Origin of the sequence: Rhodococcus sp. PSBB066 (assembly GCF_017068255.1) — a bacterium.
In the GTDB taxonomy this organism is placed as follows: domain Bacteria; phylum Actinomycetota; class Actinomycetes; order Mycobacteriales; family Mycobacteriaceae; genus Rhodococcus; species Rhodococcus aetherivorans.
Genome location: NZ_CP070859.1, coordinates 4,774,298 through 4,788,871, shown reverse-complemented (window position 1 = coordinate 4,788,871; position 14,574 = coordinate 4,774,298). Strand labels below are relative to the sequence as shown.

The window sequence follows — 14,574 nt, the reverse complement described above, 5'->3', positions numbered from 1 at the left end:
ACAGAGGGCGCACGACGCTCGGTCCGCGCGTGCTCTGTCAACTCTACGGGCGGGCGGCGGGCAGGCATCCCCGCGGCGGGCGGGCCGTGACCGTGACAACAGGCCGGACCGGCGTCACGCCGGGTGGGACGGAGCCAATAGGATAGAGACCCGTGACTCCTGCCGACCTTGCCGAATTGCTCCACGGAACCGCTGCGAGGGTGCTCGCCGAGCGCGACCTCGACGTGTCCGTCCTGCCCGAGACCCTGACGGTCGAGCGGCCGCGCAACCCGGAGCACGGCGACTACGCGACCAACGTCGCGATGCAGGTCGCGAAGAAGGCCGGCGTCAATCCGCGGGAACTCGCGGGCTGGCTCGCCGAGGCCCTCACCGCCGCCGACGGCATCGAGTCCGCCGAGGTGGCCGGCCCGGGCTTCCTGAACATCCGCCTCGCCGCCGACGCCCAGGGCGCGATCGTCGCCCAGGTGCTCACCGAGGGCGCCGCGTACGGCAACTCGGACGCGCTGGCCGGAACCCGCATCAACCTCGAGTTCGTCTCCGCGAACCCCACGGGGCCCATCCACCTCGGCGGCACCCGCTGGGCCGCGGTCGGCGACGCCCTCGGCCGGATCCTCACCACGCAGGGCGGCGACGTCACCCGCGAGTACTACTTCAACGACCACGGCGCCCAGATCGACCGGTTCACGCGCTCGTTGATCGCCGCGGCACAGGGGCAGCCCGCGCCGGAGGACGGCTACGCCGGCGCGTACATCGCCGACATCGCGCAGGCCGTGCTGCAGCAGCGCCCGGACGCGCTCGCGCTGCCCGAAGAGGAGCGGCACGAGGTGTTCCGCTCGATCGGCGTCGAACTGATGTTCGCGCACATCAAGCGCACCCTGCACGAGTTCGGTGTCGACTTCGACGTGTACTTCCACGAGAACTCCCTGTTCGAGTCCGGCGCCGTGGAGAAGGCCGTCGAGACACTCAAGACCTCCGGGAGCCTGTACCACCAGGACGGCGCGTGGTGGCTCAAGAGCACCGACTTCGGCGACGACAAGGACCGCGTCGTCATCAAGAGCGACGGCAACGCCGCCTACATCGCCGGTGACATCGCCTACTTCCAGGACAAGCGGTCGCGCGGCTTCGACCTGTGCATCTACATGCTCGGCGCGGACCACCACGGCTACATCGGCCGGCTCAAGGCCGCGGCCGCCGCGTTCGGCGACGACCCGGACACCGTCGAGGTGATGATCGGGCAGATGGTCAACCTCGTGCGCGGCGGGGTCGCCGTGAAGATGAGCAAGCGCGCCGGCACGGTCATCACCCTCGACGACCTCGTCGAGGCGATCGGCGTGGACGCCGCCCGCTACGCGCTGGTGCGCTCGTCGGTGGACCAGAGCATCGACATCGACCTCGAGCTGTGGGCCAGCACCACCAACGAGAACCCGGTCTACTACGTCCAGTACGCGCACGCCCGGCTCTCGTCCATCGCCCGGGGCGCCGCCGAGCTCGGTCTCGGCGCCGAGAACACCGCCGAGCTCGGTCTCGGCGCCGAGAACGCCGACCTGGCCCTGCTCACCCACGAGCGCGAGGGCGACCTGATCCGCACGATCGGCGAGTACCCGCGCGTCCTCGCCAAGGCCGCCGAACTGCGGGAACCGCACCGCGTCGCGCGGTACCTCGAGGAACTCGCCGGCACCTACCACCGCTTCTACGACTCCTGCCGCATCCTGCCGCAGGGCGACGAGGAGCCCGGCCCGCTGCACGCGGCGCGGCTCGCGCTGTGCGCGGCGACCCGTCAGGTGCTGGCCAACGGGCTCGGACTGCTCGGCGTGAGCGCCCCGGAGCGGATGTGAACGCGCACCCCGCCGGTCCCCGGCACGCCGAGATCCCGCACGCACCGGGCCTGACCGAGCGGCCCGCGAACGCCGGCGAGCTGAACCTGCTGCACCCGAACGTGTGGCCCCGCAACGCGCGGCGCGGCGACGACGGCGTCGTGACGATCGCCGGCGTGCCCGTCACCGAACTCGCGGAGAGATACGGCACCCCGCTCTTCGTCGTCGACGAGGACGACTTCCGCTCCCGGTGCCGGGACATCGCGGCCGCGTTCGGGCCGGGCGCGAAGGTGCACTACGCGTCGAAGGCGTTCCTGTGCACCGAGATCGCGCGCTGGGTCGAGCAGGAGGGCCTGTCCCTCGACGTCTCGACCGGCGGTGAGCTCGCCGTCGCGCTGCGCGCCGGCTTCCCGGCGGGGAAGATCGCCATGCACGGCAACAACAAGTCCGTGGCCGAGCTGCGGACCGCCGTCGCCGCAGGCGTCGGGCACATCGTCCTGGACTCCATGTCGGAGATCGACCTGCTCGACGCGGTCGCCGCCGAACTCGACGTCGTGCAGGACGTGCTGATCCGCGTCACGGTCGGCGTCGAGGCGCACACCCACGAGTTCATCTCCACCGCGCACGAGGACCAGAAGTTCGGGCTGTCCCTGGCCGGCGGGGTGGCCATGGCCGCGGTCCGCAAGGTGTTCGCGAGCGATCACCTGCGCCTGGTCGGCCTGCACAGCCACATCGGCTCGCAGATCTTCGACGTCGACGGGTTCGAGCTCGCCGCGCACCGGGTCATCGGCCTGCTGCGCGATGCCGTCCACGAATTCGGCGTCGACAAGACCGCGCAGATGAACATCGTCGACCTCGGCGGCGGCCTCGGCATCTCCTACGTGCCCAGCGACGACCCGCCGCCCGTGGAGGAACTCGCTGCCAAGCTGCGGCACATCGTGCAGACCGAGTCCGCACTCGCCGGCCTGCCCGAGCCGACGCTCGCGGTCGAGCCCGGACGCGCGATCGCCGGCCCCGGCACCGTGACCCTCTACGAGGTGGGCACCATCAAGGACGTCGCGGTGGGGGCTCACCAGGCACGCCGCTACATCAGCGTCGACGGCGGCATGAGCGACAACATCCGCACCTCCCTGTACCAGGCCGAGTACGAGGCCCGCCTGGTGTCGCGGTCCAGCGACGCGGAGCCCGTCGTGTCCCGCGTCGTCGGCAAGCACTGCGAGAGCGGCGACATCGTCATCCGCGACGCCTGGATGCCCGCCGACCTCGAAGCCGGCGACCTGTTGGCCGTCGCCGCGACCGGTGCATACTGCTACTCGATGTCCAGCAGGTACAACCTGCTGCCCCGGCCCGCCGTCGTGGCGGTCAAGGACGGCGCCGCCCGCGTCGTCCTGCGTCGGGAAACCGTGGAAGATCTGCTCAGCTTGGAGGTTACGGAGTGACGACCGAAGCGGTGACCAACGAACCGGGGCAGCGCCCGATCGGTGTGGCTGTGCTCGGGCACGGCACCGTCGGAGCCGAGGTCGTGCGCATCATCCGCGACGATGCCACCGATCTCGAGGCGCGCATCGGCGCGCCGCTCGAGCTGCGGGGCGTGGCCGTGCGCACCGTCCGCGACGACCGCGGCATCCCGCAGGACCTGCTCACCACGGACGCCGAGGGCCTGATCGCCCGCGACGACGTCGACATCGTGGTGGAGGTCATCGGCGGCATCGAACTGCCGCGCAAGCTCGTCCGCACGGCCCTGGACTCGGGCAAATCCGTGGTCACCGCCAACAAGGCCCTGCTCGCTGAGTACACGGGCGAGCTCGCCGAGGCCGCCGAGGCCAAGCGCGTGGACCTGTACTTCGAGGCGGCCGTCGCCGGCGCCATCCCGGTCATCCGGCCCCTCACCCAGTCCCTCGCCGGTGACAAGGTGAACCGGGTCCTCGGCATCGTCAACGGCACCACCAACTACATCCTCTCGGCCATGGACGAGACCGGCGCCGACTACGCCGAGACCCTCGCCGAGGCGGTCCGGCTCGGATACGCCGAGGCCGACCCGACGGCCGACGTCGAGGGCTTCGACGCCGCGTCCAAGGCTGCGATCCTGGCCTCGATCGCCTTCCACACCCGCGTCACCGCCGGCGACGTCTACCGCGAGGGCATCTCGAAGATCACCGCCGCCGACCTGACCACCGCGCGGGCGCTGAACTGCACCGTCAAGCTGCTGGCCATCTGCGAGCGGATCACCACCGACGGCAAGGACCGGGTCTCGGCGCGCGTCTACCCGGCCCTGGTGCCGCGCGAGCATCCCCTCGCCGCCGTCAACGGTGCGTTCAACGCGGTCGTCGTCGAGGCCGAGGCATCGGGCCGTCTGATGTTCTACGGCCAGGGTGCCGGCGGTTCGCCCACCGCCTCCGCGGTGATGGGCGACCTCGTGATGGCCGCCCGCAACCGGGTGCACGGGGGCCGGGGCCCGCGCGAATCACGGTACGCCGACCTCGAGATCGCCCCGATGAGCGACATCGTCACCCGCTACTACGTCAACCTGCAGGTCGCGGACCGGGCCGGCGTGCTCTCGGCGGTGGCCGCGGAGTTCGCCAAGCGGGACGTGAGCATCGCCGCCGTGCGCCAGGAGGGCGCCGGCGACGGAGCCCGCCTGGTGGTGCTGACCCATTGCGCCACCGACAAGGCGCTGTCGGACACCGTCGCAGCGCTCGACCAACTCGAATCCGTGATCGCTGTGACCAGCGTCCTGAGACTGGAGGGATCCGCCGAATGAGCGCGCCCGAGAAGAACACCGCCACCCCCGTGCACACCCCGTGGCCGGGTCTGATCGAGGCGTACCGTGACCGGCTCCCGATCGGCGAAAACTGGAAGACCATCACCCTCCGCGAGGGCGGCACCCCGCTGCTGCCCGCGGCGCACCTGTCGGAACTGACCGGTTGCGAGGTGCACCTGAAGGTCGAGGGCCTGAACCCGACCGGCTCGTTCAAGGACCGCGGCATGACGATGGCCGTCACCGACGCCCTCGCCCGCGGCCAGCAGGCCGTGCTGTGCGCCTCCACCGGCAACACCTCCGCCTCGGCGGCCGCATATGCCGTCAAGGCCGGCATGGGCTGCGCGGTGCTCGTGCCGGACGGCAAGATCGCGATGGGCAAGCTGGCCCAGGCGGTCATGTACGGCGCGAAGATCATCCAGGTCCAGGGCAACTTCGACGACTGTCTCGAGCTCGCCCGCAAGACCACCGCCGAGTTCCCCACCATCGGGCTGGTGAACTCCGTCAACCCCGTGCGCATCGAGGGGCAGAAGACGGCGGCGTTCGAGATCGCCGACGCGCTCGGCGACGCCCCCGACGTGCACGTGCTGCCCGTCGGCAACGCCGGCAACATCACCGCCTACTGGCGCGGCTACACCGAGTACTTCGCGGACGGCCTCACCACCCGCAAGCCGCGCATGCTCGGCGTCCAGGCCGCGGGCGCGGCACCGCTGGTGCACGGCGCCCCCGTCAAGGACCCCGAGACCATCGCCACCGCCATCCGCATCGGCGCCCCGGCGTCGTGGAACGGGGCGATGACCGCCAAGGAGGAGTCCGGCGGCGCGTTCCGGGCGGCCACCGACGAGGAGATCCTCGAGGCGTACCGGCTCGTCGCCGCCACCGAAGGCGTGTTCGTCGAACCGGCGTCCGCCGCGTCGATCGCCGGTCTGCTCGCCGCCCGCAAGGAGGGCTGGCTCGATTCCGGGCTGAAGGTCGTGTGCACCGTCACCGGCAACGGCCTGAAGGATCCCGACACGGCGCTGCTCGGGATGCCGCAGGTGGAGCCGATCCCGGTCGATCCGGTCGCTGTGGCCGCGGCGCTCGAGCTGGCCTAGTGACCGCCGCGCCCTCCTCCGTTGGGAAAGACGACATGACGCAGACGCTGCCCGTAGGGATCTCCGTGACCGCCCGGGTCCCGGCCTCGAGCGCGAATCTGGGCCCCGGTTTCGATTCGCTCGGGCTGGCCGTCGGGTTGTACGACGAGATCACGGTCACCACAACCGCATCGGGCCTCGAGGTGCGCGTCGAGGGCGAGGGCGCCGAAGAGGTGCCGTGGGGACCGTCGCACCTGGTGGTGCGGGCGGTCGAGCGTGGCCTCGAGGCCGCCGGAGTGTGGGCCGACGGCCTGGACGTGTTGTGCCGCAACGTTATTCCGCACTCGCGCGGCCTCGGCTCCTCGGCCTCGGCGGTCGTCGGAGGCCTGGCGGCCGCCAACGGGCTGGTGCGCAAGGTGGCTCCGGAGCGCGTGCTCGACGAGGCGCAACTCGTCCAGCTCGCCTCCGAATTCGAGGGCCACCCGGACAATGCCTCCGCCAGCATCCTCGGCGGCGCGGTCGTGTCGTGGAGCGAGTCGGTCGTCGGCGACGAACAGCGCACCTACCGCGCGGTGCCCCTCACGGTCCACCCGGCGATCCGGGTCGTCGTGCTGGTGCCGTCGTCGCGCTCGTCCACCGCGCACACCCGCGGGCTGCTCCCCGATCTGGTGCCGCACCGCGACGCGGCGTTCAACGTCAGCCGCGCGGCGCTGGCCGTCGTCGCCCTCACCGAGCGGCCGGACCTGCTGATGCCGGCGACGGAGGACCTGCTGCACCAGGCGCAGCGCGCCCCGGCCCTGCCGCTGACCACCAAGTGGATCGCCGCCCTGCGCGCGGCGGGCATTCCCGCCGCGGTCTCCGGTGCCGGCCCCACGGTCCTCGCCCTCACGACCGAGTCGTTCCCCGCGGACCTGCGCGCGGCCGCGGAGGCCGACGACATGACCGTGCTCGAACTCGACGTCGCGGACGGCGTGCAGGTCGTGTGAGCGAGCCCGAACCTCTCGAGTCGGGCGCGAACCCCCGGGCGACGCGCCCGGGGGCTTCTTCTTGCTCAACGTACAGTTCGTCGCTATTCTGTGCTTAGTCCGCACGTCGTGCGTTTCAGTCGCTGGCTTTTCCAGGGCATTCACTCCAGATCCATCGGGGCGATCGATCCTGGATCGATCCTCACCTGACCTCGTTTCGGGGAGATGGACCGACCGCACCTGCCGGAGGATGGCGTGATGGCGGACGTGCCGACCGTTCGATCCGTGAACACGTACGGCAATCCCAGATCGACGCAAGATCTGCGGAACGAACCCTCGACTCTGCGTGGCGCGAGTGAGGGAAGGAAAGGATCTCCGTGACAGATACGGACCTGATCGCTACGCCTGTTCTCGATACCACGGATTCGTCCGCGGGAGCGCAGGCCACCGATCCTGCACAGACTGCACCGCGTGCCGGTGGGCGGCGTGGCGCCGGTCTCTCCGGCATGGTGCTGGCCGAGCTGCGGACTCTCGCGGCCGAACTCGGCATCAAGGGAACCTCCGGGATGCGCAAGGGCGATCTCATCGCCGCGATCAAGGAGCGTCAGGGCGGCGGAGCCGCCGAGACGGCTCCTGCGCCGGAACAGCCGGCCCGGCCCGTCCGGGCTCGTCGCGCCCGTGGTGCCGCCCAGGACGCGGCCCCGGCCGACACCGCCGCCCCCGCCGCCGAGCCGGCCCAGGCGCGGCCCGCCGCGACGACGGCGCCCGAGCAGCCCGCCGAGGCGGCGGAGCAGCCCGCCGACGGCGAGGCCGAGGGTGGCCGCCGGGGTCGTCAGCGTCGCGGTCGCCGAGGTGGCGACCAGGCCGCCGAGACGACCACCGCCGAGGCCCCGAAGGACGCCGCCGAGGCGCGGACCGACGAGAAGCCGCGCGCCGAGGAGAAGACCGAGGAGAAGGCCGAGCCGTCCGACGGCGGTCGGCGCGAGCGCGGTCAGCGCGACGGCCAGCGCGACCAGCGCGACGGCCAGCGCGACCAGCGCGACCAGGGGGAACGCCGCCGCGAGGACCGTGGTCAGGGCCCCCGTCAGGACGGCCGCGACGGCCGGGGTGGCGAGGACGACGAGGACGGCCGCGGGCGCCGCGGGCGCCGCTTCCGTGAGCGTCGTCGCGGACGTGACCGCGGCGAGGCCGGCGGTGACACACGCGAGCCCGAGATCCGCGAGGACGACGTCCTGCAGCCGGTCGCCGGCATCCTCGACGTCCTGGACAACTACGCGTTCGTCCGGACCTCCGGGTACCTGGCCGGCCCCAACGACGTGTACGTCTCGATGAACATGGTGCGCAAGAACGGTCTGCGCCGGGGCGACGCCATCACCGGTGCGGTCCGCGTGCCGCGCGAGGGGGAGCAGGGCAACCAGCGCCAGAAGTTCAACCCGCTGGTCCGGCTCGACACGGTCAACGGCGGCGACGTCGAGGCCGCCAAGCGCCGCCCGGAGTTCAACAAGCTCACCCCGCTGTACCCGAACCAGCGGCTGCGGCTCGAGACCACCCCGAACATCCTGACCACCCGCGTGATCGACCTGATCATGCCGATCGGCAAGGGCCAGCGTGCCCTGATCGTCTCGCCGCCTAAGGCCGGCAAGACGACGGTGATGCAGGACATCGCGAACGCGATCACGACCAACAACCCCGAGTGCTACCTCATGGTCGTGCTGGTGGACGAGCGGCCCGAAGAGGTCACCGACATGCAGCGCTCGGTCAAGGGCGAGGTCATCGCCTCGACCTTCGACCGGCCGCCGTCGGACCACACGTCGGTCGCCGAGCTTGCGATCGAGCGGGCCAAGCGGCTCGTCGAGCAGGGCCGCGACGTGGTCGTCCTGCTCGACTCGATCACGCGCCTCGGCCGCGCGTACAACAACTCGTCGCCGGCGTCGGGCCGCATCCTCTCCGGTGGTGTCGACTCGACCGCCCTGTACCCGCCGAAGCGGTTCCTGGGCGCGGCTCGCAACATCGAGAACGGCGGCTCGCTCACCATCATCGCCACGGCCATGGTGGAGACGGGTTCGACGGGCGACACGGTGATCTTCGAGGAGTTCAAGGGCACCGGCAACGCCGAGCTCAAGCTCGACCGCAAGATCGCCGAGCGGCGCGTGTTCCCGGCGGTGGACGTCAACCCCTCCGGTACGCGCAAGGACGAGCTGCTGATGAGCCCCGACGAGTTCGCGGTGGTGCACAAACTGCGCCGCGTGCTCTCCGGTCTGGACTCGCACCAGGCCATCGATCTGCTCATCGACCGGCTCAAGAAGAGCAAGAGCAACATCGAGTTCCTCCTGCAGGTGTCGAAGACGGCACCGGGAGCGCTCGACGACTGATCGCCGCGGCAGCGGCGCCGCATGCCCGGGGGCGGAATTTCTTCCCCCGGGCATGCGTTTGGCATAATCGAACAGCTCAGTCCGGTCCCGGTTCACGTCTCCGATCCGCGGAGGCGACCCGGCGGCCACGAAAGGGACACCATGAAGGCAGGAATCCACCCGAACTACGTGACGACCACCGTCGTCTGCGGTTGCGGGAACACGTTCGAGACGCGCAGCACCGCAGAGTCGGGACGGATCACCGTCGAGGTCTGCTCGCAGTGCCACCCGTTCTACACGGGCAAGCAGAAGATCCTCGACACCGGCGGACGCGTCGCCCGCTTCGAGGCCCGCTACGGCAAGCGCGACACCAAGAAGGCTGCTGCCGACAAGTAGCTGTCTCGCCGACGCCCGGTTCTGTCTCAGCAACAGACCGGGCGTCGGCCTTTTTCCATCCCGATCCGGGCGCGGCACGGATCGGCACGACGGACGAGTGGAGCGAATCACATGGCGGGGCAGACCAAGCCGTCGGCCATCGACGACATCCTGGCCGAACACGCCGGTCTCGAGCAGCAGCTGTCCGATCCGGCGCTGCACAACGACCCGGCGACGGCCCGCAAGGTCGGCAAGCGGTTCGCCGAGCTCGCTCCCGTCATGGCCACCTACACCAAGCTGCGGGCCGCGCGCGACGATCTCGAGGCCGCGCGTGAGCTCGCCGCGGACGACGCCGCCTTCGCGACCGAGATTCCCGCCCTCGAGGAGCGGGTGAGCGAACTCGACAAGGCCCTCACCGACCTGCTCGCCCCGCGCGATCCGCACGACGGCGACGACGTGGTGCTCGAGGTCAAGTCGGGGGAGGGCGGTGAGGAGTCCGCGCTGTTCGCCGCCGACCTCGCCCGCATGTACATCCGGTACGCCGAGCGCGCCGGCTGGCGCGTGGAGGTCCTCGGCGCGACCATCTCCGACCTCGGCGGTTACAAGGACGCGACGCTGTCGATCAAGTCGAAGAGCGATGTGCGCGACGGCGTCTGGTCGCGCCTGAAGTTCGAGGGGGGCGTGCACCGCGTCCAGCGTGTCCCCGTCACCGAGTCCCAGGGCCGGGTGCACACCTCGGCGGCCGGCGTGTTCATCTACCCCGAGCCGGACGAGGTGGAGGAGGTCCAGATCGACGAGTCGGACCTGCGCATCGACGTGTACCGCTCCTCCGGCAAGGGTGGTCAGGGCGTCAACACCACCGACTCGGCGGTGCGCATCACGCACCTGCCCACCGGCATCGTCGTCACGTGCCAGAACGAGCGGTCCCAGCTGCAGAACAAGGCACGGGCGATGCAGGTGCTCGCCGCGCGGCTGCAGGCCGCGGCGGAGGAGGCCGCCGAGGCGGAGGCCTCCGCGGGCCGCGCCAGCCAGGTGCGCACGGTGGACCGCTCCGAGCGCATCCGCACCTACAACTTTCCCGAGAACCGGATCACCGATCACCGCATCGGCTTCAAGGCCCACAACCTCGACGGTGTGCTCGACGGCGACATGGACGCCCTGCTCGACGCCCTGGGCAAGGCCGACCGGGAGGCCCGGCTCGCCGCGGAGTGACGCCGTGAGCCGGGCCCCGGGCGGCTACTGCGCGGTCTCGCCGGGTTCGTCGCCCGGATCGTCGTCCCCGGGCGCCTGCGAGATGTCGATGCCGGGAAGCAGGAAGCAGCTCTCGCCCTTCGCGTTCTGATGCGGTCCCCACACGGCGGACACGACGGTGCCCGGCCCGGTGTTCAGCAGCGCGACCGGGACGTCGCTGCTCTGCGGTGTCGCGGTCAACGAGGCGCCCCCCGTCTGCCAGGTGGCCGTGTTGACCCAGCCCACCTGACCGTTCTGCGCCTTCTGCTCGCCGACGGCGAAGAACAGCCGACCCTCCTCGAGGGCGTCGCTGTCCGTCTCGGTCACGCTGTGGATCGGCGCGACGTAGCTGCAGAGCAGCGGCGTGGGTTGGACGTCGATCGGCGATGCGGAGGCAAGTCCGGGCGCTGCGAGGCTGCCGGCGGCTCCGAGCGCGACGACGGCCGCTGCCCGAACCGCGAATGCCCGAACCGCGAATCCCGACTTCGTCACAGGAAGATCCTTCCGTAGTTCCGTAGTGCTGCCTGACACGGACGATCTCGATCATGCCGCAGACCGGATGCGTGACCTGTCCGTTTCCGTGTGGTGACCGGCATGGCAGTCTGTACGCCGTGACTCGTCAACCCCTGCGCCTGGCGATCCTCGAAGCGGTGTCGGTGCTCGAGGAAGCCGGTGTCCCCAGCCCGCGTGTGGACGCCGAGCTGCTCGCCGCGCATCTGCTCGGCATCGAGCGCACCCGTCTCGGGCTCGTGCCGCTCGTCGACCCCGCCATGGTCGACGCGTACCGCGCGATGATCGCGCAGCGTGCCAAGCGGATCCCGCTGCAGTACATCACCGGCAGCACGGGGATGGGGGAGATCGACATCGAGGTCGGCCCCGGCGTCTTCGTCCCGCGGCCCGAGACCGAGCTGCTGCTGGCCTGGGCCCTGGCGTACCTGGAAGGACTCCAGGAGCATCCGCCGGTGGTGCTCGACCTGTGCACCGGCTCGGGCGCCCTCGCGCTGGCCGTTGCGCACGCCCGGCCCGACGCGGTCGTCCACGCCGTCGAACTCGAGCCCCACGCCCTGGCCTGGGCGCGGCGGAACGCGGAACGCTGCGCGGCGGCGGGGGACACGCCGATCCTCCTGCATCAGGGCGATGTGACGGACCGCAACCTGCTCACCTCGCTCGAGGGCCGGGTCGACATCGTGGTGTCGAATCCGCCCTACATTCCCGAGGGCACCGACCTCCCGCCCGAGGTGATCGAGCACGACCCGCACTCGGCGCTGTTCGGCGGTCCCGACGGGCTGTCGGTGATCAAGCCGATGGTGTCGAACATTGCCCGCTGGCTGCGGATCGGCGGTGCCGTCGGCGTCGAGCACGACGACACGAACGGTGCCCAGGTCGCGGAGCTGTTCGCGCAGCGCCGCGTGTTCGGTGACGTGACCGAGCACCCCGATCTGGCAGGCCGGCCGCGGTTCGTCGTCGCCCGCCGGGTGCCGACCGACGTGGAGGCGCGGCGCGGCGGATCCCAGGGCGGGACGGGTGTGTGATGCCGGACACGTTCGCGGCAGTGGAAGGATGAACCCGTGAGCACCGTCTACGACTGCAGTCGCCCCGATTCCCGCGCCGCCGGTCTGACCGCCGCCAAGGGTGCGCTCAAGGCCGGACGGCTCGTCGTCGTGCCCACGGACACGGTGTACGGGATCGCGGCGGATGCCTTCGACAGCGATGCGGTGACCAGTCTGCTGCGCGCCAAGGGCCGGGGCCGGGACATGCCGGTGCCGGTGCTGGTCGGCTCGTGGAACACGATCGACGGCCTGGTGAACACCGTTCGTCCGCAGGCGCGGGAACTCATCCGTGCCTTCTGGCCCGGCGGTCTCAGTCTCGTTGTGCACCAAGCTCCCTCGCTCGCATGGGATCTGGGGGACACGCGCGGCACCGTGATGCTGCGCATGCCGTTGCACCCCGTGGTGCTCGAGTTGCTGCGCGAGGTGGGTCCGCTGGCCGTGTCGAGCGCGAACGTCTCCGGCCGTCCGCCGGCCATCACGGTGGACGAGGCGCGCACCCAGCTCGGCGGGTCGGCGAGCGTGTACCTCGACGGCGGGCCGGCCGAACACGCCGTCGCCTCCACCATCGTCGACTTGACCGCCGACCGGCCCCGCGTGCTGCGCGAGGGCGCCGTGGCGGTCGAGGACATCGCGGAGGTGCTGGGCGAGGACCCGGCGCAGCTGCGTGCCGGCGGGGAGTGACGGCGGGGACCGGGCGAAGTGACTGCCGCCGACACGGCATCCCTGGTGCTGGCCCAGTCGGGCCGCGGCGCCGGCGTGCCCATCCGTGAGCTGCTGCTCGTGCTCCTCACCGCCGCGGTCGTCACCTTCCTCTCGACCGGGGCCGTGCGGATCGCCGCGATCCGGTTCGGTGCCGTCGCGGTGCCCCGGGACCGCGACGTGCACGTCCAGCCGACGCCACGGCTCGGCGGCGTCGGCATGTACATCGGGCTGGTGGCGGGCCTGCTGTTCGCCCAGCAGCTGCCGGCGCTGACCAGAGGCTTCGAGTACACCCCCGACATGGGTGCCGCGCTGGTGTCGGGCACCATCATCGTGATCGTCGGGATCATCGACGACCGTTGGGGCCTCGACGCCCTGACCAAGTTCGTCGGGCAGGTCACGGCGGCGGGCGTGCTCGTCGTGATGGGCGTGAGCTGGATCGTCATCTACGAGCCGTTCGGCGGCAGCACCCTCATCCTCGACCAGCTGCAGGCGGGGCTGTTCACCGTGCTCGTCGCGGTGGTGATGATCAACGCGATGAACTTCGTCGACGGCCTCGACGGGCTCGCGGCCGGCCTGGGGCTGATCGCAGCCGTCGCGATCTGTGTGTTCTCCGTCGGGCTGTTGCACGACCAGGGTGGCGACGTCAGCGCGTATCCGCCCGCCCTGATCGCCGCGGCCCTCGCCGGCGCCTGCCTCGGCTTCCTGCCGCACAACTTCCAGCCGGCCCGGATCTTCATGGGCGACTCCGGATCGATGCTGATCGGCCTGATGCTGGCGGCGACCTCGACGAGCGCGTCGGGACGCATCCCCCTGGCCGCCTACGGCACCCGCGACCTGCTCGGCCTGCTCTCCCCGCTGATCCTCGTCGGGGCTGTCATGTTCATCCCCATTCTCGACCTGCTGCTGGCGATCGTCCGGCGCACCCGGGCCGGGGTCAGTCCCTTCAGTCCCGACAAGATGCACCTGCATCACCGGTTGCTGCAGATCGGGCACTCGCACCGCCGGGTGGTGCTGCTGATCTACCTGTGGGTCGGGGTGCTCGCGTTCGGGGCCGTCGGCTCCTCCCTGCTCGACCGGCGGGCCGTCGTGCTGCTCGTGGCGGGTGGACTGGTGTTCGCGCTGGTCGTCACGGCGGTGCCGTCGCTGCGTCACGAGGACGCCGACCGTCCCCGGCGACGCTGGGGCCGTCGCCGGGTCCGTTAGGCTTGATTCCCGTGACCTCCCCGGATCGGCCCCTGCCCGCCCTGCCCGACTCTTCCGCGCCGATGCGCGCCGCCGTCCGCTACGGCGTGCTCGGACTGATCGCACTGACGGTCGTCGCGACGGTGATCGGAGGCCTCGTCGCCGGCCTGCCGGGCGTGTGGGGCGCGCTGATCGGCGCGGCCGTGGGAGGGGGGTTCATTCTCTTCACCGCCCTCGGCGTGCTGCTCACCGCCCGGCTCCCGGCGACGACGGCGGGCGCGGTGCTGCTGGGCACCTGGTTGCTCAAGCTGATCCTCGCGATCGTGGTGATGATGCTGCTCAAGCCGCTCGATTTCTACGACAAGGGTGCGCTGGTGCTCACCATCGTCTTCGCACTGCTCATCGTCCTGGGGGCCGAGACCTACGGCGTGCTGTCGCAGCGGGCGCTGTACGTGGAGCCTGCCGGTAGCGCTGAGCAGGGGAACAACGACGAGCGGTAGTACCGCCGTTGTCAATGACCTGGCGGTACGGGCACCCGCCTACACAACGTCGTAGAAGTGTTGATAAGGTCGTC

The 14,574-nt window shown here is 71.0% G+C and carries 13 protein-coding genes; 12 read left to right on the top strand and 1 reads right to left on the bottom strand.

What is annotated here, in order from left to right; all coding sequences use genetic code 11:
• Positions 1-152 precede the first annotated feature (152 nt).
• The 8 genes from argS (at position 153) to prfA (ending at position 10,548) form a co-directional block, all read left to right on the top strand.
• Positions 153-1,835, top strand: coding sequence for an arginine--tRNA ligase (argS, locus tag JYA75_RS21725; protein ID WP_152103800.1), 1,683 nt, complete (start codon positions 153-155; stop codon positions 1,833-1,835).
• Positions 1,832-3,253: a diaminopimelate decarboxylase gene (lysA, locus tag JYA75_RS21720; RefSeq protein ID WP_006944385.1), complete on the top strand. Its 1,422-nt coding sequence runs from the start codon at positions 1,832-1,834 to the stop codon at positions 3,251-3,253. The genes argS and lysA overlap by 4 nt, the downstream gene beginning before the upstream one ends.
• A gap of 11 nt (positions 3,254-3,264) precedes the next feature.
• Positions 3,265-4,575: a homoserine dehydrogenase gene (locus JYA75_RS21715; protein ID WP_029542928.1), complete on the top strand. Its 1,311-nt coding sequence runs from the start codon at positions 3,265-3,267 to the stop codon at positions 4,573-4,575.
• Entirely contained in the window at positions 4,572-5,666 is a 1,095-nt protein-coding gene (gene thrC, locus JYA75_RS21710) for a threonine synthase (protein WP_006944382.1), read from the top strand. Before JYA75_RS21715 ends, thrC begins: the two co-directional genes overlap by 4 nt.
• Before the next feature lie 35 nt (positions 5,667-5,701).
• On the top strand, positions 5,702-6,631 hold the full coding sequence (thrB, locus tag JYA75_RS21705; RefSeq protein ID WP_029542933.1) for a homoserine kinase: 930 nt from the start codon (positions 5,702-5,704) through the stop codon (positions 6,629-6,631).
• A gap of 356 nt (positions 6,632-6,987) precedes the next feature.
• On the top strand, positions 6,988-8,982 hold the full coding sequence (gene rho / locus JYA75_RS21700; protein ID WP_006944379.1) for a transcription termination factor Rho: 1,995 nt from the start codon (positions 6,988-6,990) through the stop codon (positions 8,980-8,982).
• 141 nt (positions 8,983-9,123) lie between these two features.
• Positions 9,124-9,357, top strand: a complete 234-nt coding sequence (rpmE, locus tag JYA75_RS21695) for a 50S ribosomal protein L31 (RefSeq protein ID WP_006944378.1) — start codon at positions 9,124-9,126, stop codon at positions 9,355-9,357.
• Positions 9,358-9,468: 111 nt separating this feature from the next.
• The gene (gene prfA, locus JYA75_RS21690) at positions 9,469-10,548 is read left to right on the top strand and encodes a peptide chain release factor 1 (RefSeq protein WP_006944377.1); all 1,080 of its coding nucleotides are present in this window, start codon (positions 9,469-9,471) and stop codon (positions 10,546-10,548) included.
• Between the two features lie 24 nt (positions 10,549-10,572).
• Here the strand turns inward: prfA and JYA75_RS21685 are convergent, their stop codons facing one another.
• Positions 10,573-11,058 (bottom strand): hypothetical protein, encoded by a 486-nt coding sequence (locus tag JYA75_RS21685; protein WP_203329316.1) that lies wholly within the window; start codon positions 11,056-11,058, stop codon positions 10,573-10,575.
• Positions 11,059-11,177: 119 nt separating this feature from the next.
• Between JYA75_RS21685 and prmC the strand changes: the two genes are divergently transcribed.
• The 4 genes from prmC to JYA75_RS21665 are packed head-to-tail and all read left to right on the top strand — an operon-like array spanning position 11,178 to position 14,500.
• On the top strand, positions 11,178-12,098 hold the full coding sequence (gene prmC, locus JYA75_RS21680) for a peptide chain release factor N(5)-glutamine methyltransferase (protein ID WP_029542938.1): 921 nt from the start codon (positions 11,178-11,180) through the stop codon (positions 12,096-12,098).
• 36 nt (positions 12,099-12,134) lie between these two features.
• On the top strand, positions 12,135-12,797 hold the full coding sequence (locus JYA75_RS21675) for an L-threonylcarbamoyladenylate synthase (RefSeq protein ID WP_072634972.1): 663 nt from the start codon (positions 12,135-12,137) through the stop codon (positions 12,795-12,797).
• 18 nt (positions 12,798-12,815) lie between these two features.
• Complete coding sequence (locus JYA75_RS21670) at positions 12,816-14,021, top strand: MraY family glycosyltransferase (RefSeq protein ID WP_168579494.1); 1,206 nt, start codon at positions 12,816-12,818, stop codon at positions 14,019-14,021.
• 11 nt (positions 14,022-14,032) lie between these two features.
• Positions 14,033-14,500 (top strand): hypothetical protein, encoded by a 468-nt coding sequence (locus JYA75_RS21665; protein WP_006944358.1) that lies wholly within the window; start codon positions 14,033-14,035, stop codon positions 14,498-14,500.
• Positions 14,501-14,574 lie beyond the last annotated feature (74 nt).